At 68.3% G+C, this 26,905-nt stretch carries 21 protein-coding genes and 1 pseudogene; 6 read left to right on the top strand and 16 right to left on the bottom strand.

From position 1 onward, the window contains the following. Positions 1-119: 119 nt before the first annotated feature. Positions 120-830: a hypothetical protein gene (locus tag AB4Z48_RS28700; RefSeq protein WP_441620262.1), complete on the top strand. Its 711-nt coding sequence runs from the start codon at positions 120-122 to the stop codon at positions 828-830. A gap of 121 nt (positions 831-951) precedes the next feature. On the opposite strand, the gene AB4Z48_RS28695 is transcribed toward AB4Z48_RS28700, so the two are convergent. Then, complete coding sequence (locus AB4Z48_RS28695; RefSeq protein ID WP_441620260.1) at positions 952-2,373, bottom strand: aldehyde dehydrogenase family protein; 1,422 nt, start codon at positions 2,371-2,373, stop codon at positions 952-954. A 112-nt stretch (positions 2,374-2,485) separates the two neighbouring features. Here AB4Z48_RS28695 and AB4Z48_RS28690 point away from each other — a divergent pair, with 112 nt between their 5' ends. Beyond that, positions 2,486-3,544, top strand: coding sequence for a LysR family transcriptional regulator (locus AB4Z48_RS28690; RefSeq protein WP_441620258.1), 1,059 nt, complete (start codon positions 2,486-2,488; stop codon positions 3,542-3,544). Between the two features lie 21 nt (positions 3,545-3,565). Here the strand turns inward: AB4Z48_RS28690 and AB4Z48_RS28685 are convergent, their stop codons facing one another. The 10 genes from AB4Z48_RS28685 to AB4Z48_RS28640 all read right to left on the bottom strand — a co-directional run bounded on the left by AB4Z48_RS28685 (position 3,566) and on the right by AB4Z48_RS28640 (position 12,743). Continuing rightward, complete coding sequence (locus AB4Z48_RS28685; protein WP_441620256.1) at positions 3,566-3,790, bottom strand: DUF2188 domain-containing protein; 225 nt, start codon at positions 3,788-3,790, stop codon at positions 3,566-3,568. 187 nt (positions 3,791-3,977) lie between these two features. Further along, positions 3,978-6,101, bottom strand: a complete 2,124-nt coding sequence (gene scpA / locus AB4Z48_RS28680) for a methylmalonyl-CoA mutase (protein ID WP_441620254.1) — start codon at positions 6,099-6,101, stop codon at positions 3,978-3,980. Then, complete coding sequence (locus AB4Z48_RS28675) at positions 6,098-6,922, bottom strand: Pnap_2097 family protein (protein ID WP_441620252.1); 825 nt, start codon at positions 6,920-6,922, stop codon at positions 6,098-6,100. The genes scpA and AB4Z48_RS28675 overlap by 4 nt, the downstream gene beginning before the upstream one ends. 1 nt (position 6,923) lies before the next feature. Continuing rightward, the gene (locus AB4Z48_RS28670; protein ID WP_441620251.1) at positions 6,924-8,210 is read right to left on the bottom strand and encodes an MSMEG_0569 family flavin-dependent oxidoreductase; all 1,287 of its coding nucleotides are present in this window, start codon (positions 8,208-8,210) and stop codon (positions 6,924-6,926) included. Between the two features lie 99 nt (positions 8,211-8,309). Beyond that, positions 8,310-8,597 carry an MSMEG_0570 family nitrogen starvation response protein gene (locus AB4Z48_RS28665; protein ID WP_441620249.1) on the bottom strand — a complete coding sequence of 96 codons (288 nt, stop codon included), beginning with the start codon at positions 8,595-8,597 and terminating at the stop codon, positions 8,310-8,312. A gap of 9 nt (positions 8,598-8,606) precedes the next feature. After that, positions 8,607-9,599, bottom strand: coding sequence for a sll0787 family AIR synthase-like protein (locus tag AB4Z48_RS28660; RefSeq protein ID WP_441620247.1), 993 nt, complete (start codon positions 9,597-9,599; stop codon positions 8,607-8,609). Then, entirely contained in the window at positions 9,596-10,141 is a 546-nt protein-coding gene (locus AB4Z48_RS28655) for an MSMEG_0567/Sll0786 family nitrogen starvation N-acetyltransferase (RefSeq protein WP_441620245.1), read from the bottom strand. Before AB4Z48_RS28655 ends, AB4Z48_RS28660 begins: the two co-directional genes overlap by 4 nt. Next, positions 10,138-11,217, bottom strand: a complete 1,080-nt coding sequence (locus AB4Z48_RS28650; RefSeq protein WP_441620243.1) for an MSMEG_0568 family radical SAM protein — start codon at positions 11,215-11,217, stop codon at positions 10,138-10,140. The genes AB4Z48_RS28655 and AB4Z48_RS28650 overlap by 4 nt, the downstream gene beginning before the upstream one ends. Continuing rightward, positions 11,210-12,238 (bottom strand): Nit6803 family nitrilase, encoded by a 1,029-nt coding sequence (locus AB4Z48_RS28645; protein ID WP_441620241.1) that lies wholly within the window; start codon positions 12,236-12,238, stop codon positions 11,210-11,212. The genes AB4Z48_RS28650 and AB4Z48_RS28645 overlap by 8 nt, the downstream gene beginning before the upstream one ends. Positions 12,239-12,260: 22 nt before the next feature. Beyond that, complete coding sequence (locus tag AB4Z48_RS28640; RefSeq protein WP_441620239.1) at positions 12,261-12,743, bottom strand: MSMEG_0572/Sll0783 family nitrogen starvation response protein; 483 nt, start codon at positions 12,741-12,743, stop codon at positions 12,261-12,263. A 399-nt stretch (positions 12,744-13,142) separates the two neighbouring features. Here AB4Z48_RS28640 and AB4Z48_RS28635 point away from each other — a divergent pair, with 399 nt between their 5' ends. Both AB4Z48_RS28635 and AB4Z48_RS28630 read left to right on the top strand, forming a co-directional pair. Then, positions 13,143-14,534: an aminotransferase-like domain-containing protein gene (locus AB4Z48_RS28635; RefSeq protein ID WP_441620237.1), complete on the top strand. Its 1,392-nt coding sequence runs from the start codon at positions 13,143-13,145 to the stop codon at positions 14,532-14,534. 62 nt (positions 14,535-14,596) lie between these two features. Beyond that, positions 14,597-16,972 carry a DNA polymerase II gene (locus AB4Z48_RS28630; protein WP_441620235.1) on the top strand — a complete coding sequence of 792 codons (2,376 nt, stop codon included), beginning with the start codon at positions 14,597-14,599 and terminating at the stop codon, positions 16,970-16,972. A gap of 110 nt (positions 16,973-17,082) precedes the next feature. On the opposite strand, the gene AB4Z48_RS28625 is transcribed toward AB4Z48_RS28630, so the two are convergent. The 4 genes from AB4Z48_RS28625 to AB4Z48_RS28610 form a co-directional block, all read right to left on the bottom strand. Continuing rightward, entirely contained in the window at positions 17,083-18,645 is a 1,563-nt protein-coding gene (locus AB4Z48_RS28625; protein ID WP_441620233.1) for a DHA2 family efflux MFS transporter permease subunit, read from the bottom strand. Between the two features lie 145 nt (positions 18,646-18,790). Further along, positions 18,791-20,110 (bottom strand): HlyD family secretion protein, encoded by a 1,320-nt coding sequence (locus AB4Z48_RS28620; protein WP_441620232.1) that lies wholly within the window; start codon positions 20,108-20,110, stop codon positions 18,791-18,793. Between the two features lie 59 nt (positions 20,111-20,169). After that, entirely contained in the window at positions 20,170-21,660 is a 1,491-nt protein-coding gene (locus AB4Z48_RS28615; RefSeq protein ID WP_441620230.1) for an efflux transporter outer membrane subunit, read from the bottom strand. A gap of 38 nt (positions 21,661-21,698) precedes the next feature. Next, complete coding sequence (locus AB4Z48_RS28610; RefSeq protein WP_441620228.1) at positions 21,699-22,136, bottom strand: MarR family winged helix-turn-helix transcriptional regulator; 438 nt, start codon at positions 22,134-22,136, stop codon at positions 21,699-21,701. A gap of 304 nt (positions 22,137-22,440) precedes the next feature. Between AB4Z48_RS28610 and AB4Z48_RS28605 the strand changes: the two genes are divergently transcribed. Next, positions 22,441-24,609, top strand: coding sequence for a TonB-dependent siderophore receptor (locus AB4Z48_RS28605; RefSeq protein ID WP_441620226.1), 2,169 nt, complete (start codon positions 22,441-22,443; stop codon positions 24,607-24,609). An 83-nt stretch (positions 24,610-24,692) separates the two neighbouring features. Here AB4Z48_RS28605 and AB4Z48_RS28600 read toward each other — a convergent pair. Then, positions 24,693-25,241, bottom strand: a pseudogene (locus AB4Z48_RS28600) (methyl-accepting chemotaxis protein); the annotation flags it as partial. A 260-nt stretch (positions 25,242-25,501) separates the two neighbouring features. Here AB4Z48_RS28600 and AB4Z48_RS28595 point away from each other — a divergent pair. Continuing rightward, on the top strand, positions 25,502-26,851 hold the full coding sequence (locus AB4Z48_RS28595; RefSeq protein ID WP_441620224.1) for a hypothetical protein: 1,350 nt from the start codon (positions 25,502-25,504) through the stop codon (positions 26,849-26,851). Positions 26,852-26,905 lie beyond the last annotated feature (54 nt).

Below are 26,905 nucleotides of genomic sequence, written 5' to 3'. Positions count from 1 at the left end.
GTGGATTGTGGCACAGCGCACGCCGCCCGGCCCGCCGACGGTGCAATGGCTTGCGGCGCCACATCTGTGGCAAACTCGGCGCTACTTTTTCCGATCGTCATCCCGCCCCTTCCACACCCATGACTTCTGCCTCCAATACCAACACCCTGCGGCAAGCCCTGCAGGAGCCGTTGCCGCTGCAACTCGCGCCGCTGATGGGCACCGGGTTCATCGATCGCGGCGAGGGCAACCGCTTCGCGATCTATACCGAGCCGCCCGAGGCCCCGGGCCGTGACGAGGTGCTGGGGAGGCTGCGCGGCCTGCTGGCCGCGCAGAGCGACGCCGAGGCCAGCGGCGAGGTGCTCGACAGCGAAGACTGGGAGCCGGGCCAGGCCTTCGAGATGGACATGGAGAGCGACGACGTGTGCGGCCAGGTGCTGTTCTACCGCCTGATCCTCGCGCACGACCTGGATCCGGCGGGCTATTGCGCCTTCGAAATCAATGCCGACGAGACCGGCGTGGTCTTCGTCACCCTGGTGGAATCCTGGATCCGCCCGCAATACCAGTCCCTGGGCGCGCAGCGCGGCTTCGTGCTGCAGATGGCCAATGCCGTCCATGCGGTGCTCGCGGAACTCGACGCGCGCTTGCAGCAGGCCGGTGAACACAGCGTCTCGCTCGAAGTGCTGCTGGGCCTGGAGCAGGAATCCACCGATGGCAGCGCGGTGCTGCAGTCGCTCGGGCAGACCCTGCGCGCATGGACCGGCGCCTCGGCGGCAAGCGATGCCGAGCGCCAGCCGCTGGGCATCGCCGCGGTGAATGTCTCGGTCATTTCTGCCAGTTCGCAGGAATAGACGCGGAACTGTCGCGGAACCGTCGGGGAACTGTCGGGGAACGGCCAGGCTGGCACCGTGCAGGTGCGGCCCGGTCGCACGGAACCCGGCCTGATCCCCGTGCACCCGCTGGCCAGCCCGCTCAGGCCACGCCCAGCAGCGATTTCGGTTCCATGAAGGCTTCCAGGCCAAACGTGCCGTATTCGCGGCCGATGCCCGATTGCTTGAATCCCCCGAACGGTGCGGCGGGCTCGTGGGCCAGCGTGTTGACCAGCACGCGGCCGGCCTCGATGCGCTGCGCCACCGCGCGGGCGCGGGCGGCATCCGACGACAGCACATAGGCCTGCAGGCCGTAGCTGGTGTCATTGGCGATGGCGATGGCCTCCTCGGTGTCGCCGTAAGGCAGGATCGACAGGACCGGGCCGAAGATCTCCTCGCGCGCGATGGTCATGTCATTGCGCACGCCGCTGAACACTGTCGGGCGCACGAACCAGCCCTTGCCCGCGCCTTCGGGCCGGCCCTCGCCGCCGGCCAGCAGCCGCGCCCCTTCTTCGATGCCGATGCGGATGTAGCGCTGCACGCGCTGCCATTGCTTTTCGCTCACCATCGGGCCGATGGCGGTGCCGGGGTCGCGCGGGTCGCCGCTGCGGGTGCGGGCCACCTCCGCCACCACGGCCGCCTCGAACTCGTCCAGCCGCGCGCGCGGCACCAGGATGCGCGTGCCGGCAACGCAGGCCTGGCCGCTGTTCATGAAGCCGGCCTGGAGCGCCAGCGGCACGGCATGCGCCAGGTCGGCATCGTCGAGCACCAGCACGGGCGACTTGCCGCCAAGCTCCAGCGTGACGCGCTTGAGCGTGTCGGCGCCGACGCGCAGGATGGTCTTGCCGACAGCGGTGGAACCCGTGAACGATACCTTGGCCACATCGGGATGCGCGCTGATCTCGGCGCCCACGGTGTCCCCGCGCCCGGTCACGATGTTGAACACGCCGGGTGGAAGGCCCGCCTCATGCAGCGCCTCGGTGACGATGCGGGTCTGGATGGCGCTCATCTCGCTGGGCTTGATCACGGCGGTGCAGCCCGCCGCCACGGCTGCGGCCAGCTTGCCGCAGATAAAGCCGCCGTTGCTGTTCCATGGCGTGATCAGCCCGGCCACGCCAAGCGGCGTCATGACCACTTCCGCCGTGCCCATGGTGCGCCGGAACGCATAATCCTCCAGCACTTTGGCGGCTTCCAGCAGGACGCTGGAGGCGTGCTGCGCCATCCAGCGCCCGCGCGATACCGGCGCGCCATATTCTTCGACGATGGCCTCGAAGAGTTCGTCTTCGCGCGCCAGCATCGCGGCGTGCATGCGCCGCAGCCAGCCGATGCGCTCGGCCTTGGTGGTTTGCGAAAAGGCGGGAAAGGCCCGCCTGGCGGCGGCGATGGCGCGCCGGGCATCTTGCGCGTCGGCCAGCCGCACCTGGCCGATGACCTCGGCGGTGGCGGGATTGAAAAGGTCGAACCACTCTTCACCGTGCGGGGTGACGAAGGCGCCGTCGATGTAGATCTGATCGATGCGATGCATGAAGACTCCGGGAATGCGCAGGACGCGTAGCAACATGGGCTCAACGATAAGCCCTGCTAATTAGCCGGTCTAGCCATATAATTTCGCATGGACTGTTGAACAGATTGGGATAATGCAGACATCGGGACTCAGTGAACTCGAAGGCGTGATCGCCGTGGCGCGCCTGCGCAGTTTTCGTGCCGCGGCGACGGAGCTGGGCGTTTCCACCTCGGCGCTGAGCCACGCCATTGCCGCGCTGGAGGCGCGCATCGGCGTGCGGCTGTTTCATCGCACCACGCGCAGCGTCTCGCTGACCGAGGCCGGCGCGCAGTTCGTCGACGGCGTTGCGCCTGCGCTATCGACGATCCGCGGCGCGATGGAGCAGGCGGGCAGCTTTCGCGATACGCCCTCCGGCACCTTGCGTATCAATACCGCGGTGGGTGCCGCCCTGCAGGCGATGCCGTTGTTCATGGCCTTCCTGCGCCGTTATCCGGAGATGAAGCTGGATATCGTCACCGAAGGCCGCCTGGTCGATATCGTGGTGGCCGGCTTCGATGCCGGCATCCGCCTTGCCGAGAGCCTGCCGCTGGACATGGTCGCGGTGCCGCTGGGGTCGCCGCAGCGTTTTGCCGTGGTGGGCAGCCCGGCTTACTTCGCCGCCAATCCGGTGCCGCGCACGCCCGCCGACTTGCTCGCGCACAGCTGCATCCGCACGCGCATGCCAAGCGGCGCGCTCTACCGCTGGGAATTCGCGCGCCATGGCGAATCGATGAGCATCGATGTCCAGGGCGCGCTGACGCTGGACGATGCCTCGCTGATGCTCGAGGCGGTACGCACAGGCCTGGGGCTGGCCTATCTGACCGAATGGAATGTCGCCGCGGACCTCGCCGCGGGCACCTTGCAGCGGGTGCTGGAAGACTGGACGCCACCGTTTGGCGGCCTGTGCCTGTATTACCCCAGCCGCCGCCATGTGCCGGCGGGATTACGCGCACTGATCGAGATGATCCGGGAGGACGCAGGGTCCGCGCCAACGCAGCGCGCGATGCCGGCCTGGCGGGGAACGGTGGGAAGTCACACCAAGCCCTCCGAGCCTGAAGTGCCTGAGCAGGCTGGAGAGCCCGGAGACTCTGGCGACGCTGGAGAACCCGGCGAGGACGCGAAGGCGCGCAAGAAAAGCCAGAGACAAGGCTAAAGCCGGGCGAGGGCGGCAAACCTAGCCCTCCACCCCGCGCGGATCTCCGCCATAGCTGTTGCGCGAGCGGACCTGGCCGTCCTGCCCGTGGATCAGCAACTCGACGCGTTCGCGCTGTGCATCGCGCGTGCCAGCCTCGATGGCATCCTCTTGCGAGTCGTGATGCGAGTCGGCATACCTGGCCCCTTCGTGGATCACGTCCCATCCGTTGCCGTGGGGGACGACGTGGATATTGCGGACTGTCATCTCGATCTCCTGACTGTTTCTCCTGACTATTGCCTGGTTGCCGGCGTGGTACCTGGCCAGGGCATACCTGCATTCTGGGTCGCCCTGGCAGGCATGGCAATCGGGGACCGTCTGACACGTGGCGGTGCCGGGGCCACCCGTGTGCCCTGGAGCCGACCCGGGTCAGCGCGCCGGAAGGCGCAGCCTGTCAGGCAGTTGCATGCAGGGCACCCGGCCGCGCCGGATCTCTATGTGCGACGTCCTCCAGTACAACGGCGATCTGCCGGACGATGACGTCCATCGCGGTTCCCGGGCCGAACATGCGGCGCACGCCGAGTCCGAGCAGCATGCGCGCATCGCCGTCGGGCACGATGCCGCCGGCAAAAACGGGGGTTTGCAACTGCCTGGCCCGCAGCGCCTGCAGCAGGCGGGGCAGCAGCGCGAGATGCGCGCCGGCCAGCGTGGAAACGCCCACGGCGTCGAAGCTGCCGCGTGCCACTTCGGCGGCCACCTCTTCCGGCTGCTGGAAAAGCTGGCCGAGCGTGACCGAGAAGCCGGCGTCTGACAGCGCCGCGGCAACGGCCTTCGCGCCGCGGTCGTGCCCGTCCAGCCCCAGCTTGGCGACCAGGATGCGCGGCGCCCGGCCCAGCCGCGCGCCCAGCGCCCGCACCCGCGCGACGGCCTGCTCCCAGGCCGCATCCCCGGCGCGCGCGCCGCCATACTCGCCTTCGGCAAAGACGGGGCTGGCCCGGTGGCGCGGCCACGCCTGCTCCAGCGCGGCGGTGCATTCGCCCACCGTGGCGCGGCAGCGCATGGCGTCGACGCTGAGCGCGAGCAGGTTGCCGCCGCCGTCGCGGGCTGCCGCCGTGAGGGCGGACAAGGCGCGCTGCAGCGCCGCCGGATCGCGGCTTGCCCTCAGCGTGGCCAGGCGCTGCGCCTGCGCGCCCAGCACCGCGCGCCCGTCCACCGCGAAGCAGGCCGGCGCCTCATCCGGCGCCTCGAACTGGTTGACGCCGATGATGGCCTGATGGCCGGCATCGATGCGGGCCTGGGTGCGCGCGGCGCTGCGCGCGATCATGGCGTGCACCCAGCCGGATTCGAGCGCGGCGAGCACGCCGCCGCGCGCCCGGATCTGCGCCATCAGCGCGCGTGCCTGGTCGGCCACGTCGCGGGTCAGCGACTCCATCATGTAGGAGCCGGCCCACGGGTCGGCCACCTCGCACAGGCCCATCTCGCGCTGCAGGATGAGCTGGGTGTCGCGCGCCAGGCGCGCGGCGTCGGCGCCGGGCAGCGCCAGCGCTTCGTCATAGGCATTGGTATGCAGCGACTGCGTGCCGCCGAATACCGCCGCCATCGCCTCCACCGTGGTGCGCACCACATTGTTCTGCGGCTGGCGCGCGGTGAGCGACCAGCCCGAGGTCTGGCAGTGCATGCGCAGCGCGCCGGCGCGCGCACTGGTGCCGCCGGCGGCCTGGATGATCTCCCACCACAGCAGGCGCGCGGCGCGCAGCTTGGCGATCTCCAGGTAGAAGTCCTTGCCGACGCCGAAGAAGAAGCTCAGCGTGCCGCAGAATGCGTCCACGCCGATGCCGCGCTCGCGGATGGCCTCGACATAGGCCTGGCCATTGGCCAGCGTCAGCGCCAGTTCCAGCACCGGGTCGGCGCCGGCCTCCTGGAAGTGGTAGCCGGAGATCGACATGCCGTTGAAGCGCGGCACGTGCCGGGCCAGCCAGGCCACCACGTCACCGGCGATGCGCATGGACGGCGCCGGCCCGAAGATCCAGGCGTTGCGGACCATGTACTCCTTGAGGATGTCGTTCTGGATGGTGCCGCTCAGGCGCGCCAGCGGCACGCCGCTTTCTTCTCCGGCCACCAGGAAGGCAGCCAGCACGGGCAGCACCGCGCCGCTCATGGTCATCGAGACCGAGACGCGGTCCAGCGCAATGCCCTCGAACAGCCGCTTCATGTCTTCGACCGAATCGATCGCCACGCCGGCCATGCCGACATCGGCCTGCGCCAGCGGGTGGTCCGAGTCGTAGCCGCGGTGGGTGGGCAGGTCGAAGGCCACCGAGAGGCCCTGCGCGCCTTGTTCCAGCGCGGTGCGCAAGGCGAGGTTGGAGGCCGTGGCATCGGCGAAGCCGGCGTACTGGCGGACGGTCCACGGCTTGCCCGCGTACATCGTGCGGTGCACGCCGCGCACGAAGGGCGCCTCGCCGGGCGGGGTGCCGAGGTGGGCGATGCCGTCCAGGTCGGCGGCGGCATAGACGGCGCGCCGGGGCACGCCGTGGTCGCCGCCGGGCATGGCGAGGGTGGTGCTGTCCTGCGCTGTCATCTCGTTCTCCAGCGTTTGCGCGTGACCGCGTCGGCGATCTTCTCGCCATCGCTGGCGCGGCGGATCTCGCACCAGTGGGCGAGCCCGGCGGGGCCGCTCTGCACGGCGCTGAACGACAGCTCCAGCGCATCGCCCAGGTTGACGTTGCCGTGGAAGAACAGGTCGCGCTGCGATACCGCCGGCGGCTCGTCGAATCGTTGCCATTGCCATTCGGCGCGGTCGACGATGGCCTGGAAGCTGGCGAAGTAAAGCAGGTCGGCGCCGTTGAAGTCGGTGTACGGGCAGGGCAGGTACTCGGCCGTATGGCGCGCGGGCGCCGTGTCCTGCGCCAGCCCAAGGTGCGCGCCCCAGTCGGCGGCGCGGAAGCGTTTGGCCAGGCTTGCCATCTCGGTGGCCTGCGCCAGCGGCGCCTCGGCCGCGGGGCCGAAGGCGGCGCGCACCACCGAGCGGTTGTCGCGCTCGCGCTCGCGGCGGATGAAGGTGGACATCATCGATACCTCGGCGCGGCGCGCGTCGCCCGCCATGACGCGGTGCGTGCTGTGGTGGCGCGCGCCGGTCACGCGCTGGAGCCCGGTGTCGATGGCGAACGCCGCATGCTCGCCCATCGTCTCCAGCGCGGCCTCGCGCACGCGGATCGCCAGGAAGGCGGCGTAGGACTTGTGGCCGCCGGCGTCGCGGAACTCGGGCACGGGCTGCCCGGCCAGCGCCGCGAGGCCCTGCCAGTGCAGGTCCCCGCAGGTCTTCAGCAGCCAGTTTTCCGACAGGCCCGTGTACGACAGTTGCGGCATGCCCGCCACGTAGCGGGTGCGAGCGCGGTGCATGTCAGGCGGCCAGGGCTTCGCTGGCCAGCGAGGCGCGCACCTGGCCAGCCAGGTGCTCGGCATCGCGCGCGATGCCCGAGAAGCGGCCCGATCCCCAGGTATGGAGCCAGGGCAGGCCCAGGAAGTACAGGCCGGGCTGGGCGGTGACGCCGCGCACGTGGCCGGGGTAGCCGCGGCCGTTGAAGACCGGCGCTTCCAGCCAGCTGAAATCCGGGCGGAAGCCGATGCACCAGATGATGGTGCCGATGCCCGCGCTGGCCAGATCCAGCGCGGTACGCTCCGCGGCGGGCTGCCATACGGGCTCGTAGATGCTGGCCGGCGGCGCAGCGATGCCATGCTTCTCGATGTACTTGTCGATGCCGGCGTTGATGCGGTTGTAGGTGTCGTCGGCGTCCTGCAGGTTGGCCGCCAGGTCGGGCGCGAAGTGCAGCCTGCCGTCGCGGTAGTCCTGCAGCAGCCCGTACAGCTCCATGCCCTCGGTGGCGAACTTGCGCAGGTCGATGTCGCGGCCGCCGTCGCGCCCGGTCACATAGTGGTTGGTGTTGTCGCGCACGCCTTCGCGCAGCGGATGTTCCTGCACCGGCATGTCGTAGTACTGCATGTCGGCGAGCCAGTCCACTACGTCGCGGCCGCGGTAGAAGCGCGCGCAACGCGGTGCCTCGCCCACGGCCAGGTAAACATCGCGCCCCGCCAGGTGAAGGTCTTCGGCGATCTGCGCGCCCGACTGGCCCGAGCCCACCACCAGTACGCCGCCCGCGGGCAGCGCCTGCGGGCTGCGGTACTCGGACGACTGGATCTGGCGGATGCCGGCCGGCAGGCGCTCGGCCATGCGCGGCACGATGGGCGAGTGATAGCCGCCCGAGGCCACCACCACCTGGTCGGCGGTGAAGTCACCCTGCGAAGTCGAGACCTCGTAGCCGCCGCGCTCGCGCGGCCGGACGCGGCGCACCTCGGTGTGCTCCAGCACGGGGGCGTTCACCATGGCGATGAAGCCATCCAGGTAGGCGGTGATCTCGTCCTTCCTCATGAAGCCGTGGGGATCGTCGCCCTGGTAGGGGTAGCCGGGCAGGGCGCACTGCCAGTTGGGCGTGACCAGGCAGAAGGCGTCCCAGCGCTGCTTGCGCCAGGTGTGCGTGATGGTATTTTTTTCGATCACCAGGTGGTCGATGGCTGCCTGCTGCAGGTAGTAGCTCATGGACAGGCCCGCCTGGCCGCCCCCGACCACGATCACGCTGTAATGCTTTGCGGCGGCCCCGCTGGCCTGGCTTTGGCTGTGTGTGCTGGACATGATGGTTTTCCTTCTTGGCGTTCGGTGAGACGAAATCGGTGAGACGAAATCGATGAAATGAAATCGATGAAACGAAACTGCGGGTGCCGTATGTGGGGGCTATCGCCCGAAGCCGAGCACGCGCACGGTGGCGCCGGGCTGGGCCTGCCATCTGGCCGCGGTGGTCTCGATCTGGCCGAGCTGGTCCATGGCCGAGGAGCAGGCGTAGCCGTACCTGGCCATGACCCGCTCGGAGGCGCTGCCCAGGGCCTGCCGCGCGCGCGCCAGGAAGTCTTCCAGCGGATAGTCCTGCCCGGCGGCGAAGTACTCGGTGACGACGGAGGACGGCGAATAACAGGTAGCCTGGCTGTGGTCCGGCCATTGCACCCGGAAATGCGTGACTGGCATGGGTACTCCTTATGCGGTGAGCGGTTCCGCGTCGCGCGGAACGATGAAGGCGTCGCGGGCGAAGTCCCACAGCAAGGCGCGCTCGCCATGCCGCTTGACCTGCACCGTGCGCGAGGCGTCGATGGCGCCGATGTCCGCGCAGGCGATGCCGCGCGCGCCGAAGCGCGCGCTGACGGCCTGCACGTCCTGTTCGTCCACCGCCAGCAGGAAGCCATAGCTGGGGAAGGCCGTCAGCCAGCGCTGCATGTCCACGCCGGGCGGCATGGGAATGCGCGCCAGGTCGATGCTGGCGCCCACGCCGGAGCACTCCAGCAGCATCAGCGCCGTGCCGAGCGTGCCGGCCATGCTGATGTCCTTGGCGGCACCGCACAGGCCGTCCTCGGCCAGCGCGGGGAGGATCTCGAGATCGCCGCGCAGGCGTTGGGCCGGCGCCTCGGTGGAAGCGTTCCAGTAGGGATACGGCTCGACGAAGGCGCCGCGCAGGTCCACCGCCATCAGCAGGCGCTGGCCGGGACGCGCGGCGAAGCTCGACAGCAGGCGCGTGGCGCGGCCAAGGATGGCCACCGCGAGCTGGGCCTGGTCGCTGCGGGCATTGCTGTGTCCGCCGACGATCGGCACGCCATAGCGCGACGCCGCCGCGGCCATGCCCTTGAACACCTCGGCGGCGTCGGCCACGCCCTGGCTCCAGATCGCGTCGACCACGGCCAGCGGGCGCCCGCCCATGGCATAGACATCGCTGATATTGACCATGACCGCGCTGTAGCCGGCGAACCACGGCATGGTGCGGATAAAGTCGCTGACCATGCCTTCGATGGCGAACAGCAGATAGTCGTCGCCGTCGGCAATGGCGGCGCAGTCGTCGCCCACCGCCACGGCCTGTGCGAGGTCGCGCGCGCCGTTGGGCAGCGCGCTGCCCAGCGAGGAGAGCATGCCGGCGATATCGGTCTTGTGGCCGAAGCCGCGGCTGGCGCGCTGCGCCTGGACGAGTTCGTCGAGGGTCATCGTGCGGCCCTGCCTTCGGCGACGAAGCCTATGCGCGGCGTATGGCAGGGCGGATACATATTGAGGTCCGCCTGCATCAGGTGGTGCGGATGGCCCAGCAGCGTTTCCTCCGACAGCACGCTCCAGTGCAGGCGCCGGAACAGCGGCACGTTCTGGCTCTGCACGTGGGCCAGGAAGCGCTGGCAGCCCAGCGCGTTGGCACTGCTGACGGCCAGGCGGATCAGCGTGGCGCCGATCTTGCCGTGGCGGCGGAAGGCGGCGTCCACGGCCAGGCGCGAGCCGAACCACACGCCGGGCTCGCTCTCGTGGATGCGCACCGTGCCGACCACCTGGTCCGCCTGCCCGGGCCGGGACGCCACCGCTACCAGCAACTGGGCCACGTCATCGACGGCGTCGCGGTCGTCGCCGGCGAAGATGCCCTGCTCGTCGCAGAACACCGCCTGCCGCAGGCGGTAGGCCTGCTCGGCTTCCCAGGCTGCATCGGCCCAGCGCACGCGCAAGACGTCGGCGGCCGGCACTTCCACGCAGAGATCGGCTTTCATGCTGGCAATCCTTCGTAGGACGACAGCGACGAGCAGGCGCCGCACTTGCCGCAGCCGGCCTTGATGTCGGCCGAGCGCATGCCGGCCGCGCCGACCATCGCGCCCAGCGGCTGCAGCACCGACTTCATGAACTCGGGCGTGGGCGCGGGATGGTCTTCCAGCGGCGTGCCGGAGATCGGCACGAAGGGCACCACGAACGGGTAGACGCCGATGTCGAGCAGTTCGCGCGAGATCGACAGGATGGCCTCGGCGGTGTCGCCCAGGCCGGCCAGGATATAGGTGCTGACCTGGCCGCGCCCGAACACCGCTACCGCCGCCTTGAACGACTCCATGTAGCGGCTGATGGGCACCGAGGCCTTGCCCGGCATGATGCGCTCGCGCACGGCGGGCGTGACCACTTCGAGGTGCATGCCCAACGTGTCGATGCCGGCGGCGCGCATGCGGCCGAACCAGCGGTCGTCGTCGGGCGGCTCGCACTGCGCCTGGATCGGCAGGTCGACCGCGGCGCGGATGGCGAACGCGCTGTCGCACAGGATGCTGGCGCCGCGGTCCGGCGTGGGCGGCGTGCCGGTGGTCAGCACCATATGCTTGACGCCGTCGAGCAGCACGGCCGCGCGGGCCACCTCGGCCAGCTGCTCGGGGGTCTTGCGGGCGATGGTGCGCCCGGCCGCCAGCGATTGGCCGATCGAGCAGAACTTGCAGGTCTTGCGCCGGCTTTCATAGCGGATGCAGGTCTGCAGCACGGTGGTGGCCAGCACGTCGGCGCCGTGCAGCGTGGCGATGTGGGAGTAGGGGATGCCTTCCATGGTCTGCATCGCATAGAAGCGCGGCGCCTTCGGGAAGCTGATGCTGGCGATGGGGATGGTGCCGCGCGAGAGCTTCACCTCGCCCCGGGCATCCGGGGCGGAGGCCACGAACGGGGAGTCCCAGGCCGTGCTGGTATGCACCGGCACCATGATGGTCACGCCGTCGATGGTCACTGCCTTGTGGTCCGAAGGGCCCGCCCCGCCGCGGCGGCTGGCCGCGCCGGCACGGGGGTCTTCCAGGCGCATCCCGACAGATTGAAGCTCAGTCATCAACTGCCGGCTCGAGGCCGGCGTCGTCTCGCTGGAGTGCATGTTGGGTGCTCCCGTTGAAGTTGGCGAATGCGGTGCTCATGGCCGAAGCCATGGCCGAGGACGTGGCGGCCGGCCGGTCGTTGATGGCTAGGCTCAGCAGTTCGGGGCGCGCGTAGTGCCCCACCGAGTCCATCATGCGTTTGCGCTTGGTGATGAGCGACATGTCCAGGTCGGCGATCACCAGGCCTTCGCCTTCGCGCAGCGGCGTGGCGAGGTGCTGGCCTTCGGGCGAGATGATCGCGGTGTTGCAGCCGCCGCGCAGGGCCTTCTGCAGGCCCGGGTCGGTGGTCACCGAGGCAATCTGCTGCTCGGTCAGCCAGCCGGTGGCGTTGACCACGAAGCAGCCCGATTCCAGCGCGTGGTGGCGGATGGTGACCTCGATCTGCTCGGCGAAGACCGGGCCCACCAGCGAGCCGGGAAACTGGCTGCAATGGATTTCCTCGTGCTGGGTCATCAGCGCGTAGCGCGCCAGCGGGTTGTAGTGCTCCCAGCAGGCCAGCGCGCCCACGCGGCCGACGGCGGTGTCGGCGACCTTGAGACCGGCAGCGTCGCCCTGGCCCCAGATCATGCGTTCGTGGAAGGTTGGCGTGATCTTGCGGCGCTTGAGCACCAGGCGGCCATCGGCGTCGAAGATCAGCTGGGTGTTGTAGATGCTGCCGTGGTCGCGCTCGTTGACGCCGAGCACCACCACCATGCCGTGCCGGCGCGCGCGCTCGGCGACGGCGTGCGTGACCGGGCCGGGTACCACCACGGCTTGCTCGTACAGGCGCATGTGGTCGCTGCCGGACTGCACCGGCGGCCGCACGAAGGAGAAATACGGGTAATACGGCACGAAGGTCTCGGGGAAGACGATCAGTTGCACGCCTTCCAGGGCGGCCTTGTCGATCGCTTCGCAGACCTTGCCGAGCGTACCCTCGCCGTTCTCGAGGTCCGGGGAGATCTGGACCGCGGCCGCGCGCACGATGCGTTTCTGTGACATGGTGATACCCGCCTCTCTTTACTTAAACAGTCCAGGTGTCGACGATCAGTGCGTTCTCCTTGCGATGCAGGAGCCGGAGGTCGAGCACGTCGAGCGGGTTGATCGGGCGGATGCCTTCGATCAGCGAGGCTTCGCCGTGGCCGTACAGCGCTTGCAGCGCGAAGCGGCAGGCGTAGACCTTGCCGCCTTCGTCCATGAACTTGGTGAGCTGCTTGTTGAAGTTCAGGTGACCGGCGAAGGCTTCGTCGCCCAGCGTGGGGAAGCCGCGCTGCAGGCCGAGCGTGACGCCCGGGCCATACAGCAGGATCGAGGTCTCGAAGCCCTTGCGCTGCAGGCGGGTGGCCTGCAGCATGTTGACGAAGCCGATCGAGCCTTCGAAGGCCACGGTGTGGAAGGTGACCAGCGCCTTCTCGCCCCGCTCGGCTTTTACGTCCTCGAAGACCTTCTCTTCGTAGTCGACCAGGAAATCGCCCTTCTGGTGGGCCGGTTTGTTCACTGCGGGCATGTTTTGCTCCAATTCGTTGGTGGTTCAGTCGATCAAGCGATCCGTCGATCGATCGATCGGCCGGGGGGCCGACGTGGAGACTTGTGCAACCGGTATGCCATCCGCGCGGTCCAGCCATGCGATCAATCCGCGATCTGGCAGGCGCCGCCGGATTGATCGCATCGGTGATCGGCAACGCGGCGGCCGCGCAAGGTACTGCCGGCACCACTCGGGGCCGGGCGCGCGGCGCCGCAGGGATGCACCGGGTGGCGGCTTTGCGGCAATCGCGTGCGCTCAATCGGTGCAATCAGGCTCATTCGCGCACCATCATGTTGCGTATCCGGGTGCAATCAATATTGCATGGTGAATGCGATCACTTGTGCTAGCCTGAATGGCTGAATCCATATCGCGGAGTCCGTCTTGTCTGGCCTGACGAACCATTGGGAAAAGCGCATCGCGGAGAGCGCGAAGCCGGCCTATCTGATGATCCCGGAGCTGATCGAGGAGGCGCTTGCCAGCGGCCGCCTGCAGGCGCGGGACCGGTTGCCGGCCTTGCGCGACCTGGCCGACGCGCTGAAGCTCAACTACACCACCGTGGCGCGCGGCTACAACGAGGCGCGCAAGCGCGGCCTGATCGACACCAAGGCCGGCAGCGGCACCTATGTGCGCGGGCGCGCGCCGGCGCTGCCGCTGCGCGCGGGCACGGGCGCCGAGATGACGATGAACATGCCGCCGGAGCCGGCGGCGCTGGCCGCGCGGCTGCGCGAATCGATGACGCGCCTGATGGGGGCCACCGATCCCTATGCGCTGCTGCGCTACCAGGACTTCGGCGGCACGCCGGCCGACCGTGCGGTGGCGACCGGCTGGCTGCGCCGGCTGGTGCCGGCATGCAGCGCGGAGACCGTGCTGATCGCCCCCGGCATCCATAGCGCGCTGGTGGCGTTGCTGTCGCAGTTGTCGCGCCCCGGCCAGGCCATCTGCCTGGACACGCTGGCCTATCCCGGCATCAAGGCCATCGCCGCGCAACTCGGGGTGCAGCTGCTGGCCTTGCCCGGCGACGAAGAGGGGCCGCTCGCGCCGGCCTTCGAGGCGCTGTGCAAGGCGCAGAAACCCGCCGCGTTCTACTGCAATCCCACCTTGCAGAATCCGAGCACGAGGACGATCCCGCAGGGCCGGCGCGAGATCCTGGCCGATATCGCGCTGCGCTACAGCGTGCCGATCATCGAGGACGATGCCTACGGCATGCTGCCGCAGAGCGTGCCCGATGCATTCGCCACCCTGGCACCGGAGCTCACCTACTACGTGACCGGGCTGTCGAAATGCTTCGGCGCGGGCCTGCGCATCGCCTTCATCCACGGCCCCAGCGCCCGCCAGACCCAGCGGCTGGCCGGCACCTTGCGCGCCACCACGGTGATGGCCAGTCCGTTCAATACCCTGCTGGCCACGGCCTGGATCAAGGACGGCACGGTGGACGACATGCTCAAGGCGATCCGCGCCGAGAGCGTGGCGCGCCAGGCGATCGCGCAGCGGGTGCTGGCGGGCCGCCCCTTCGACGCCGATCCGAGCGGCTTTCACCTGTGGCTGCCGATTCCCGGCGAAAGCGTATGGAGCCCGTCGGAGCTGGCACTGCACTTGCGCTCCCGGAGCATTGGCGCGGTGTCCAGCGCCGCGTTCTCGACCGACGGCAATCCGCCGGAAGCCGTGCGCATCTGCCTCGGCGGGCCGAGCGACCGCGACGAAGTGGAAGAGTCGCTGCAGATCGTCGCCGAGACGCTGGACGATCCCCATCACCTGCATTCGGCCATGCTCTAGGCCGGCGGGCCGGTAGAATAGCCGGTGGCCGCAAAGGCAGGGCTTTCCAAGGCAGCAGCAGGGTGGATCAACTACATCAGGGTTTTCTTCTGACCCGGCACTGGCGCGACACCGCGGCGGGCACCGAGGTCGAGTTCTGGCTCGCGACGGACGACGGGCCGCGCCATATCCGTCTCGCCCCGCAGCAGTCCGTGGCCTTCATCCCGGCCGAGCACGGCGAGCGCGCAGCACTGGTCCTGCGCGGCGAGCGCGGCGCCGAACTGAAACCCCTGCCGCTGACCGACTTCCACCAGCGCCCGGTGCTGGGCCTGTATTGCCCGCAATACCGCCAGCTCGGCAAGCTGGAAAAGCAGCTGCGCGAATACGGCATCGATGTCTACGAAGCCGATATCCGCCCCCCCGACCGCTACCTGATGGAGCGCTTCATCAATGCGCCGGTGTGGTTCGGCGGCGAAGCCAACGCGGCCGATCCGCGCGGGCCGCTGCTCAACGCCCAGATGAAGCCCGCGCCGGCTTACCGCCCGCGCCTGAAGCTGGTTTCGCTCGATATCGAGACCACCGCCCACGGCGAGCTGTATTCGATTGCGCTCGAAGGCTGCGGCCAGCGCCAGGTCTACATGCTCGGGCCGCCCAACGGCGATGCAAGCGGCATCGACTTCGACCTCGACTACTGCGCCAGCCATGCCGACATGCTGGAGAAGCTCAACCAGTGGCTGGAACGGCACGATCCCGATGCCATCATCGGCTGGAACGTGGTGCAGTTCGACCTGCGCGTGCTGCAAAAGCATGCGGAGCGCTACCGCATACCGCTGCGCTTCGGCCGCGGCGGCGGCCTGCTGGAATGGCGCGAGCACGGCTTCAAGCAGGAGCATTTCTTTGCCTCCGCCGCCGGCCGGCTGATCATCGACGGCATCGAATCGCTGCGCTCGGCTACCTGGAACTTCCCCTCGTTCAGCCTCGAGAACGTGGCGCAGACGCTGCTCGGCGAGGGCAAGTCCATCGACAACCCATACCAGCGCATGGCCGAGATCGACCGCCGCTTTGCCGAGGACAAGCCCGCACTGGCGCGCTACAACCTGAAGGACTGCGAACTGGTCACGCGCATCTTCGCCAAGACCGAGTTGCTGCATTTCCTGCTGGAGCGCGCCGCGGTCACGGGGCTGGCCGCGGACCGCAGCGGCGGCTCGGTGGCGGCATTCTGCCACCTGTACATGCCGCTGATGCACCGGCAGGGCTATGTCGCGCCGAACCTGGGGGACGTGCCGGAGGCGGCCAGCCCCGGTGGTTTTGTCATGGACTCGCGGCCGGGGCTCTATGACTCGGTGGTGGTGCTGGACTACAAGAGCCTGTATCCGTCCATCATCCGCACCTTCCTGATCGATCCCGTAGGGCTGGTGGAAGGCATGCTGCATCCCGATGATGCCGATTCGGTGCCGGGCTTCCGCGGCGGGCGCTTCTCGCGCAGCAAGCACAGCCTGCCGGCCATCGTCAGCCAGATCTGGCAGGAGCGCGAAGCGGCCAAGCGCCAGCGCAACCAGCCGCTGTCGCAGGCGCTCAAGATCATCATGAATGCCTTCTACGGCGTGCTGGGCTCGAGCGTCTGCCGCTTCTTCGACCCGCGCCTGGCCTCGTCGATCACCATGCGCGGCCACGAGATCATGCACCGCACGCGCGAGCTGATCGAGGCCAGGGGCTATGAGGTCATCTACGGCGATACCGACTCCACCTTCGTCTGGCTGAAGCACCCGCACTCGGAGCAGGATGCCCGCCGGCTCGGGCTCGCGCTGGTGGAATACGTGAACCAATGGTGGCGCGATCACCTGCGGCAGTCCTATGGACTGGAAAGCGCGCTGGAGCTGGAGTTCGATACCCACTACCTGCGTTTCCTGATGCCCACCGTGCGCGGCGCGGAGCAAGGCAGCAAGAAGCGCTATGCGGGGCTCGTCGCCGGCGCGGATGGCAAAGACGAAATGGTCTTCAAGGGCCTGGAAACCGTGCGCACCGACTGGACGCCGCTGGCCCAGCAGTTCCAGCAGGAGCTATACCAGCGCGTGTTCAAGAAGCAACCCTTTCGCGAGTACGTGCGGGACTACGTGGCGCGCACGCTCGGCGGCGAGTTCGACGATCTGCTGGTCTACCGCAAGCGCCTGCGGCGCCCGCTGGAGGAGTACCAGCGCAACGTGCCGCCGCACGTGCGCGCCGCGCGCATCGCCGACGAATTCAATCAGCGCGAGGGGCGCCCGCTGCAATACCAGAACGGCGGCTGGATCAGCTACGTGATGACCACCACGGGGCCCGAGCCGCTGGAAACGCGGCGCGGCGCGCTCGACTACGCGCACTACCTGGAGCGCCAGCTGCAGCCGGTGGCGGATGCCATCCTGCCGTTCCTGGAAGAGGATTTCTCCAGGCTGGTGACGGGGCAACGGGATTTGTTCTGACGTTCTGACGAGGGGTTGCGCAGGGAAAGCGGGAAAGCGGGAACGCCTCCCGGCGGGAGGCGCAAGCTTGCTGGCCACGGCGCGACCGCGCCGTGGCGCGCTCGGGTGCTTCAGTGCGCGGCAGCCGCCGCTTCCGACACCGCGCCCTTCACCGGCTTGGTCAGCCAGATCAGCGGCACGATCAGCACGAAGATCACGCCCGAGATCCAGAAGATGTCGTTCAGGCCGAGCATGATCGCTTGCGTGTTGAGGCTGCGCTCGAAGTAGGCCACCGCCTGCGCCGGGCTGAAATGCAGCGTGGCCTGGATCGATTCGAGCGCGGCGTTGTAGAGCGGGTTGGTCGGGCTGGCCTGCTCGGCAAGCTGGCTGTGGTGCAGGATGCTGCGGCTGTTCCATGCGGTGCTGGCAATCGACGTGCCTGCCGCGCCGGCAAACACGCGGGCGAAGTTGGACAGGCCTGCCGCGGCGGGAATCTTCTCCGGGGCCAGCCCCGAGAGGATGATCGCGGTCAGTGGCACGAAGAACAGCCCGGTCGGTATGCCTTGCAGCAAGGTCGGCAGGACCAGCGTCCAGGTATCCACGCCAGTGGTGTATTGCGAACGCATGAAGAACACCCCGGCAAAGCCAAGGAATGCCATGGTGCCCAGCACGCGCAGGTCGATCTTGGGCAAGAGCTTGCCGAGCACGGGCGTGAGCAGCACGGCGAAGATACCGAGCGGCGCGGTCACCATGCCGGCGTTCACGGCCGGATAGTTCAGGTATTGCTGCATCCATTGCGGCAGCAGCACCAGGTTGGCGAAGAACAGGGCGTAGGCCACCGAGATGGCGACCGTGCCGCCGAGGAAGTTGCGGCCCTTGAACAGGCGCAGGTCGATGATGGGGTTCTTCTCGGTCAGCTCCCAGATCACGAAGAAGGCGAAGCCAAGCGCCGCCACCACGGCCAGGATGACGATCACCGGCGAGCTGAACCAGTCCAGGTCCTTGCCCTTGTCGAGCATGATCTGCAGCGCGGCCACCCACACGATCAGCGAGCCCAGGCCGACCACGTCGATGGGCAGCTTGCGCGGGGGGGTCTCGCGCTCGCGGTAGATGGCCCATGTCACGGCGGCTGCGAACAGGCCGACCGGGATGTTGATGTAGAAGATCCACGACCACGAGTAGCTGTCCGTCATCCAGCCGCCCAGCGCGGGGCCGGCGATCGGGCCCACGGTGGCGGTCATGGCCCACAGCGCGAGCGCGGTCGCGCTCTTTTCCTTCGGATACGAGCCGAGCAGGATGGCCTGCGAGAGCGGGATCAGCGGACCGGCCACGGCGCCCTGGAGAATACGCGCGGCCAGCAGCACAGGCAGGTTGGGGGCGATGCCGCACAGCCACGACGACAGCACGAACAACAGGATGGCGCCGACGAACAGGCGGATCTGGCCGATGCGCTGCGTCAGCCAGCCGGTCAGCGGAATCGACACCGCGTTGGCGGCGGCGAACAGCGTGATGACCCAGGTGCCCTCGTCGATCGAGACGCCCAGGTTGCCGGAGATGGTCGGGATGGCCACGTTGGCGATCGACGAATCGAGCACGTTCATGAAGGTGGCCAGCGCCACGGCGAAGGTTGCCAGCGCGAGCTTGCCGCCGGTGAGCGGCGGTGGCGGGGCGAGTGGTCGGGATTGGGCTTGCATGGTGCGCTCCGGCGAGGTTTCGCTTGTTTGGTCGCGTATTCAGGTCGCTTGGGATGCCGGCCGGGGAGGGCCGCGGGAAGGGTCGCTGTCCCGCGCCCTGCCGGCATCGCCTGATAAGTCAGATATTTGGACGAAAAAGAACGCTTCAGGCGCCCGCGCCTTGCTTTCCCGCGCGCGCTGCCTGCACCGGTGCGCTGGCCTGCGGCTTGGGCGCTTGCGCGGCCCGGGCGACCTGCGCGCCCTGGCCCTGGCTATTGCTGTTGTGCGCGACGATGCGTGCGATCTCGTCGTCGGCTTCCGCGCCGTAGCGCTCGAACACATTGGTCTTGTAGGTGGTGCGGTAGGCGTTGGCGGCGTCGGCCACCGGCGCCAGGTGCGAGCCGCCGGCGTTGCGCGTGTTCACGTCCACCTGCATCGACAGGCCGATCTGCAGGGGGTGCGCGCGCAGCTCAGCCGCATCGAGCTGGACGCGTACCGGCAGGCGCTGCACGACCTTGATCCAGTTGCCGGTGGCGTTCTGCGCGGGCAGGGCGGAGAACGCGCTGCCGGTGCCGGCGGAGAAGCCCACCACGCGGCCGTGATAGGTCACGCTGCTGCCGTAGAGATCGGCATGCAGCTCCACCGGCTGCCCGATGCGGATGTTCTTGAGCTGCACTTCCTTGAAGTTGGCGTCGATCCACACGCCGTCCAGCGGCACGATGGCCATCAGCGGGTTGCCCGGGGCCACGCGCTGGCCGACCTGCACCGAGCGGCGCGCCACGTAGCCGGTCACGGGCGCCGGCAGGCTGTTGCGGGCATTGGCGAGGTAGGCGTCGCGCACCTTGGCGGCGGCGGCCTGCACGCTGGGGTGGTCGGGCACGGTGGCCTGGTCGGTCAGCGCGTGGTTCGATGCCAGTTGCTGGCGCGCAGTCTCGAGCGCGGCCTCGGCGGTCTTGACGGCATCGCGGGCGTGCGCCACGTCTTCGGCGGCGACGGCGCCGGTCTCGCTGACTTCGGTGCGGCGGCGCAGGTCGTCGCGGGCGCGCGCCAGGTCGGCCTGGCGCTGGGCGATGGTGGCTTCGAGCACGCTGTTGTTGACATAGAGCGCGCTGACCTGGCGCACGGTCTGCCCGAGCATGGCTTCGGCATTGGCCAGCGCCACCCTGGCATCGGCCGCGTCGAGGTTCACCAGCGGCTCGCCCGCCTTGACGATCTGCGTGTCGTCGGCGTTGACCGCGATCACCGTGCCGGTCACCTGCGGCGTGATCTGCACCAGGTTGCCGTTGACGTAGGCGTCGTCGGTGTCTTCATGGAAACGGGCTTCGGTGTAGTAGTACGTGCCCCAGCCGGCGGCGGCCAGCGCGGTGACCAGGCCCAGCAGGGCGAGGGCGCGCTTGCGCTTGCCTGGTGCCGGGCTGGCGGCCTGCGCAACGGCTTGCGGGTTGTTCGGTTGAGCAGCTTGTTCGGTTTGGTTCTGGGTAGTCATGGCAGTACCTGTATGCGGGAAACTGGCGATTGGCGGTTAGCGTTATTGCGATGGCTGGCTCAGCGGATCAGGGCCGCCTGCTTGATGGAATCCGAGGTGTCGGTGTAGCCGCCGCCGAGCGCCGCGGCCAGCGCGATCTGGCGGTCGCGGCGGGTCATGCGCAGGTTGGCGACTGCCTGGGCACTGGCCAGCGCGTTGGTCTGGGCGTTCAGTACGGTCAGTTGCGTGGTCAGGCCGGCCTTGTACTGGGCCATGGCCAGGGTCAGCGCGCGGCGGGCGGCTTCGTCGCTGCGCACGGCGCCCGCGATCTGTACGTCGATGGCGCGGATGTCCGACAGCTGCGTGGCCACGTCGGACAGCGCGTTGATCAGCGTCTCGTTGTAGTTGGCGACAGCGAAGTCGAACTCCGCATAGCGGCCCTTGAGCTGGGCGCGCAGCGCGCCGCCGTCGAAGATCGGCAGGTGGATGGCCGGGCCGGCCGAAGCGGTGCGGCTGGCGGCGCGCAGGAAGTGGCCGAAGCCGAAGGCGTCCAGGCCGATGGCGGCCGACAGGTTGATGTCGGGGTAGAACTCGGCCTTGGCCACCTTCACGTCATGCGTGGTGGCGTCCACGCGCCAGCGCGCGGCCACGATGTCCGGGCGGCGCGAGACCAGGTCGGCGGGCAGGTTGTCGGGCAGGCGCACTTCCTCGCCGGTGCCCAGGCTGGGGCGGGCGATGGCCAGGCCGCGGTCCGGGCCCTTGCCGAGCAGCGCGCCGAGCTGGTAGCGGGTGCGCTGGATATTGCCTTCGAGCGCGGAGACGGCGACTTCGCTGGTGGCCAGGTTGGCTTCGGCGGTGCGCTTCTCCACTTCGGTTTCCAGGCCCATCGTCACGCGGCCGCTGGTCACGCGCAGCACGGCGGCGCGCTGGGTGACTTCGTCGCGGGCAATATCGGCCAGCGCATAGAGGCGGGCCAGCTCGTTGTAGGCGCGCGCGATAGCCGAGCTGAGCGTCAGCTTGACCTGCTCGGATTCGGCCTCGGTGGCATGTACGGCGGAGACCGACGACTTCAGCGCTTCGCGGTTCTTGCCCCACAGGTCCAGCTCGAACGTGGCGCCCAGCATGGCCTTGTTTTCCGATTGCCAGGAGCCGGCGAAGGGGGGCGGCGTCATGGCGTTTTCCGAGAAGCGCTGGCGGGTCCACGAATATCCGGCGCCCACCTGCGGCAGCGTATTGGCGTTGGCGCCTTCGCTGGCCGCCACGGCGGCGGCCAGGCGGGCCCTGGCCTTCTCGAGCGACGGGCTGCCTTCCAGCGCTTCGGCCACCAGGGCCTTGAGCTGCGCGTCGCCGAACTGGTCGGCCCAGTCGGCCGACGGCCAGCGGCCTTGCTCGGCAGGGATGCTCTGGGTGCTGGCGTAGGCCTTGGTATCGGCGATCTGCTTGTCGCTATGAATGCCCGCGTAGTTGGCGCACCCGGCAAGAACGGCCACCATCAGCGCGGAGAGGGCAAGGCCGGCGGGGCGAACGAAGCGGCTGACGCTGCGAGCCGGCTGCATCTTCTGATTGTTCATTTTCTGACCTATCAGTTAATTAAGCGAAAAAAAAAGGTTCAGGCGCTCGCGAATTTCACAAGCAGCCGGCTGAATTCGGCGAATTCATCCGGGGAAAAGGCGGTGAGCCGTGCATTGAGCACTTGCGGCGCGATTTCGGAAACCTGCTCGGTGATCGCGCGACCCTTGTCGGTCAGCACCAGGTTGACCGCGCGACGGTCGCTCACGCTGCGGCTGCGTTTCAGCAGGCCCTCGTTCTCCAGCTTGTCCAGCATGCGCGTCATCAGGCCGGTGTCCACGCCGAGCCGCTTGCACAGTTCGAACGGGGTGGACGCACTGCCGCGGAGCATCGACAGCAGGATGCCCATGTGCTGGCTGCTGATGCCCAGTTCCTTCAGCGCTGCATCCAGTTCTTCCATCAGGCTGTTGCGGGCACGATTGAGGAAGAACCCGACGCTGTAGGTCAGCGGGAAGTTTTCCTTCGAGTAGTGGTCCACGATGTGCTCCTCGTCTTGGTTGATGCAACAGTAGCTGACAGGTCAGATAAATACAAGCGGAATTTGTGGAAAGTCAGCGAATACCGGTGGCGGGCTCGCCGGGACGACCATTTTATGCCTGTTACGCCACTCTGATGGTGGCTTGCCTGCACCTGTCTGCTTCGTATTCACCGCGCCTGTTGCGATAGCCAGCAATTTTGGGCATTATCCGAGACCTCTAAAACGAAATGCAAATCAATCGCATTTGCGTTTGCGTTGTATCCAATTGTTCACTTCGCTTGTTCACTTCGCTTTCCAGGACCCAATGACCGTTCACCTCGGCCCCGCTGCGCGCCGGAACCCTGCTGCGCCTCAAGCCCGCCAACTTGCCTCACTGGCCAGGATGGCGGTCCTGTTCGGATTCCCGCTCTGTGGCGCGGCGCTGGCGCAGCAGGCCGCGCCAGCCACCGAGCAGGCACTACCCGCCGTGACCGTCAGCGCGGGCGCCATGGCGGACGCCGGCCAGCAGCTCGAGAAGAAGGTTGGCAGCGGCGCGCTGGGTAACCGCGCGCAGATCGATACGCCGTACTCCACCACCATCGTCAGCGGCGAAGACCTGGCCGACCGCCAGGTCACCAAGCTTGGCGACGTGTTCGCCGTGGATGCGTCGGTCTCCGACAACAGCAACGCCAACAATAGCTGGGCCAGCTACCTGACCGTGCGCGGGCTGCAGCTCGACTGGCAGAACGGCTACAAGATCAACGGCATGCCGTATGTGGGATACGGCATCACGCTGCCATACGAGCAACTGGAGCAGGTCGAACTGCTCAAGGGTTTGTCCGGCTTCATGTACGGCTTCGCCAATCCGGGCGGCACGGTCAACTACGTGACCAAGCGCCCGACCGACACCTTCACCGGCAGCCTGGAGCTGGGCTACCGCAGCGCCCACGTCTGGACCGAGCACCTGGACCTCGGCGGGCGTGCGGGGCCGGACCAGATGTTCGGCTACCGCCTGAATGTCACGCACGAGGAGGGCAAGCCATCCAACGCGGTCGGCCTCAAGCGCGATTCCGTCTCGCTGGGGCTGGATGCCCGCCTGACGCGGGACCTGACCTGGACCTTCGACGGCATCTACCAGGACCGCCGCACCTTCGGCCAGACGCCGACCTTCGCCACGTATTCGTACACCGGCACTTCGCTGCCGGGCGTGGTGAGCGGCCGCGGCGGCCTGTTCGCCGGCCCGGACCAGCACCTGTTCACCAACCTGCAGCTGTACAGCACCGGCTTGCGCTACAACATCAACCCGGACTGGACCGTCAGCACCAGCTACAGCTTCAGCAAGGTCTCGCGCAGCCGCAACGAGACCTCCTTCGTGCTCGCCAACGTGAACGGCGACTACGAGGACTTCCGCTACGACGGCACGCAGGGGCATCAGTTCAGCCAGTGGACGACCATGGTCGAGGGCAAGTTCGCCACCGGTCCGTTGCGCCACCAGCTGGTGGCAGGCACGGCGTGGCAGGAGCAGATCGACCGCTACAGCACCGGCTCTGACGTGTACTTCTCGCTCGGCTCCGGCAACCTGGCGCTGCCCAACACGCGTACCTACTACTCGCAGGGTGGCTTCAGCCAGTACCGCGCCAGCGATATCTCGCAAATGGCGCTGTTCGTGAGCGACACCATCGAGCTGACCGAGAAATGGTCCGTGCTCGGCGGCGTGCGCTACACCAACTACGAGCAGAACGGCTATGCGCGCGGCGGGGCCACCACCTCGAGCTACAGCAAGAACGGTGTTGTCACGCCGACCGTCGCCCTGATGTACAAGCCGCTGCGGAGCACCACGCTGTACGCCAGCTACGTGGAGTCGCTCGAAGGCGGCACCACCGTGGACACCATCTACGCCAACGCCGGCGCGCAGCTCAAGCCGATCCGCAGCAAGCAGTACGAACTGGGCGCCAAGACCGACCAGGGCAGCTGGACCGGCACCGCCGCGCTGTTCCGCATCGAACGCGGCGCGCAGTACGCCAACAGCGACAACGTGTTCGTGCAGGACGGCTTGTCGATCTACCAGGGCGCGGAGCTGGCCAGCGCCGCGCGCGTGGGGCAGTTCGAACTGGGCGGCAGCGCCATGTACCTGGATAGCTGGTACGCGCGCGGCGCCGATTTCAACGGCAACCGCGTGGCCGGGGCGCCGAACTTCGTGCTGGCGGCGCGGCTGGCGTACTACGTGCCGTTCGTGCCGGGCCTGCGCGTGGGCATCGACGGCAAGTACACCGGCACCACCAAGCTGCGCCCGGCCGGCGACATCACGCTGGCCGGCTATACCGTGTTCAACCTCGGTGCCAGCTACGTCACCCGCGTGGCCGGCAAGGAGCTGACCTTGCGCGCGGCCGTCAACAACCTGACCAACAAGCGCTACTGGGGCTTCCAGTACGCCGACTACATCCAGCCGGCGGATCCGCGCAGTGTCAGCGTGAGCGCCAGGCTGGCGTTCTGACCCGCATCGGAAGCGGGCTGGCCGCCACGCGCAGGCGTCCAGCCGGCTGAACCACCGATGCCGGCCGGCCCTGGGGCAGGCAACTAGGCGACCTGGAAGCGCCCGGCCGCCTGTATCAGGCCGCGGGCCTGGTCCTGCAGCGAGCCGGCCGCCGCGGCCGCTTGCTCGACCAGGGCAGCGTTTTGCTGCGTCACGTGGTCCATCTGGCTCACGGCCTCGTTGATCTGTTCGATGCCGGCCGCCTGCTCGTGCGTGGCGGCGGTGACTTCGGCCATGATGTCGGTCACGCGCCTGACGCTGTCGACCACATCGTCCATGGTGCGGCCCGTCTGCGCCAACAGGTCGTTGCCGATCGCCACCTTCGAGGCCGAGTCGTCGATCAGCACCTTGATTTCCTTGGCGGCGGAGCCCGAGCGCTGGGCCAGGCTGCGTACCTCTTCGGCCACCACCGCGAAGCCCCGGCCTTGCTCGCCGGCGCGGGCTGCCTCGACCGCGGCGTTCAACGCCAGGATGTTGGTCTGGAAGGCGATGCCTTCGATCACGCCGATGATCTCCACGATCTTGCCCGACGATTCGCTGATGGTGCCCATGGTATCCACCACACGGGATACCAGCGAGCTGCCGCGCCCCGCCTACCTTATCGGATCATCGGTAGCGCCACTTCCCCCCCGCTGAAGTGGGGTTCAGCCGCGGTGCATGCGGCCGTGCGATGACGGCCGGGAAGGGGGCCGGGCCGGGTTTGCCTGCCGTGCTGCCTGGCTCCGCGGCTCCGTTCGGTGGCGCACGGAACCTGACCATGCCAGCCAACAGACTTCCCGCTGGAGGCCGGCACCGGGCATCCCCCGTCCGGTCGTGAGTTCCCGCTCGCGATGTCATCCAGGAGAGACGCGCCATGCCAGCTTCCTCGTCCGTTCTACGTCGCGTCGTACCAGCGATGCTTGTGTGGCTGGGCTTCGCGGGCGGCGCGCAGGCCTACGAGATGGACTTCCACTACGGCCTGACCTACTGGCTGGCGGGGCAGGCAGGCTTTGACGGCGGCGACAGCCGCCTGATCGCAGCCGGAGACGAGCGAAGCGATACGGGCATGCTCGATGCGGTCCATGCGATGCTCTACTCGCTGTGCGTGCGTCACGACCAGACGGCCAGCGCGCTGACCCGCGAACTGCACTTCCGCTCCCAGCACCCGCCGCCGGCCGAGCCGGCAAACCGGGTGGTCGATGCCAGGCAGCCATTCGCCGCGATCGCGGTCGAAGCCGTCACCGGCGAGCATGGCAGCGAGGCCGGCGACCGGCTCACGCGCCTGGGACAGGCGCTGCACGGCTGGCAGGACAGCTTCTCGCACGGCGGCGAGCCCTCGACAGGGCCGTGCGACAGGCTGCTGATGTGGGCGCATCCGGCTGCCAAGGGCGGCGCGCTCTCCCACGACGCCGACCTCACATACAAGTACCCGGACCAGTGCCGTAGCGCTGCCCGCGCTACCTTCGAGCGTCTGCTGGCATACCGCCGCGCACAGCGCCTGCCGAAGGGCAAAGCCACCTGGGACCGGCTGGAACCGCGGGTCGACGTGTTCTGCCATGCCGCGACCAAGGCCGACAAGGCCGGGTGGCTGAAGGGCGAGGGCGTGCCGGATCCGGATGCCATCGTGCGCGGCCTGTCCTTGAACGATGGTGGCGAGCCGCAGGAAGGTCCCGCCTTTTACCGCGGCGCCCGCGTCCCGCTGGCCGAACCGCGCGCGGTCACGCAGCTCGACGCCTCGGTCAATGCGCTGGCCGAGCAAGCCGCGCGCCAGGCCCGCGCGGAGGTGGACAAGGACGAAGCGCAATGGGTCGAGCGCTTCATGCAAGCCTGGCTGACCACCTCGGTGGCGGAGCTGGGGCCGGTGCTCTCGCCGTTCTTTGGTGCCGGCGCCAAGATGAGCGCCGAAAGCCCCCCGATCCGCGCGCTCGCGCGGCTGCGCCTGCGCGATCGCGGGCTGGCGAACGATCCCGGCTTGAAGCGCCAGGCCGATGGCGGCGGAAGTCCGGTGTACGTCACTGCATCACCGGCAGACTGGCGCAGCCTGCTTGTCAGGCCACGCAGCGGCGAGCAGGCGATATTCGTCGCCCACGCCGCGGGCCGCGATTCTCCGCTGGTGGCGATCGCCGTCCTCGAGCATGCACCCTACGATGTGCTGATGCTCTGGGCCGCGCGCGACGGCGCTTCGCTGATCGTCAAGCAGCTGGAGGTGTTCCCGACGCACTGAGGGAATCCGTTTGCCTGCGGTGTGTCGCCAGGGGACAGACCGGAGAATGACCTG

This window comes from Cupriavidus sp. 2TAF22, from assembly GCF_052115045.1.
Lineage (GTDB): Bacteria > Pseudomonadota > Gammaproteobacteria > Burkholderiales > Burkholderiaceae > Cupriavidus.
Note: the sequence above shows the minus strand (reverse complement) of the source record. Positions and strands in the feature narration are given on the sequence as shown.

What these genes read in the sequence shown, in the direction of transcription:
- AB4Z48_RS28700 (WP_441620262.1), top strand. Translation starts at nt 120, where the DNA reads ATGACTTCTGCCTCCAATACCAACACCCTGCGGCAAGCCCTGCAGGAG.
- AB4Z48_RS28605 (WP_441620226.1), top strand. Translation starts at nt 22,441, where the DNA reads ATGACCGTTCACCTCGGCCCCGCTGCGCGCCGGAACCCTGCTGCGCCT.
- AB4Z48_RS28595 (WP_441620224.1), top strand. Translation starts at nt 25,502, where the DNA reads ATGCCAGCTTCCTCGTCCGTTCTACGTCGCGTCGTACCAGCGATGCTT.
- AB4Z48_RS28625 (WP_441620233.1), bottom strand. Translation starts at nt 18,645, where the DNA reads ATGCAAGCCCAATCCCGACCACTCGCCCCGCCACCGCCGCTCACCGGC.
- AB4Z48_RS28665 (WP_441620249.1), bottom strand. Translation starts at nt 8,597, where the DNA reads ATGCCAGTCACGCATTTCCGGGTGCAATGGCCGGACCACAGCCAGGCT.
- AB4Z48_RS28675 (WP_441620252.1), bottom strand. Translation starts at nt 6,922, where the DNA reads ATGCACCGCGCTCGCACCCGCTACGTGGCGGGCATGCCGCAACTGTCG.
- AB4Z48_RS28640 (WP_441620239.1), bottom strand. Translation starts at nt 12,743, where the DNA reads ATGCCCGCAGTGAACAAACCGGCCCACCAGAAGGGCGATTTCCTGGTC.
- AB4Z48_RS28615 (WP_441620230.1), bottom strand. Translation starts at nt 21,660, where the DNA reads ATGAACAATCAGAAGATGCAGCCGGCTCGCAGCGTCAGCCGCTTCGTT.
- AB4Z48_RS28690 (WP_441620258.1), top strand. Translation starts at nt 2,486, where the DNA reads ATGCAGACATCGGGACTCAGTGAACTCGAAGGCGTGATCGCCGTGGCG.
- AB4Z48_RS28650 (WP_441620243.1), bottom strand. Translation starts at nt 11,217, where the DNA reads ATGACTGAGCTTCAATCTGTCGGGATGCGCCTGGAAGACCCCCGTGCC.
- AB4Z48_RS28645 (WP_441620241.1), bottom strand. Translation starts at nt 12,238, where the DNA reads ATGTCACAGAAACGCATCGTGCGCGCGGCCGCGGTCCAGATCTCCCCG.
- AB4Z48_RS28620 (WP_441620232.1), bottom strand. Translation starts at nt 20,110, where the DNA reads ATGACTACCCAGAACCAAACCGAACAAGCTGCTCAACCGAACAACCCG.
- scpA (WP_441620254.1), bottom strand. Translation starts at nt 6,101, where the DNA reads ATGACAGCGCAGGACAGCACCACCCTCGCCATGCCCGGCGGCGACCAC.
- AB4Z48_RS28685 (WP_441620256.1), bottom strand. Translation starts at nt 3,790, where the DNA reads ATGACAGTCCGCAATATCCACGTCGTCCCCCACGGCAACGGATGGGAC.
- AB4Z48_RS28670 (WP_441620251.1), bottom strand. Translation starts at nt 8,210, where the DNA reads ATGTCCAGCACACACAGCCAAAGCCAGGCCAGCGGGGCCGCCGCAAAG.
- AB4Z48_RS28695 (WP_441620260.1), bottom strand. Translation starts at nt 2,373, where the DNA reads ATGCATCGCATCGATCAGATCTACATCGACGGCGCCTTCGTCACCCCG.
- AB4Z48_RS28660 (WP_441620247.1), bottom strand. Translation starts at nt 9,599, where the DNA reads ATGACCCTCGACGAACTCGTCCAGGCGCAGCGCGCCAGCCGCGGCTTC.
- AB4Z48_RS28655 (WP_441620245.1), bottom strand. Translation starts at nt 10,141, where the DNA reads ATGAAAGCCGATCTCTGCGTGGAAGTGCCGGCCGCCGACGTCTTGCGC.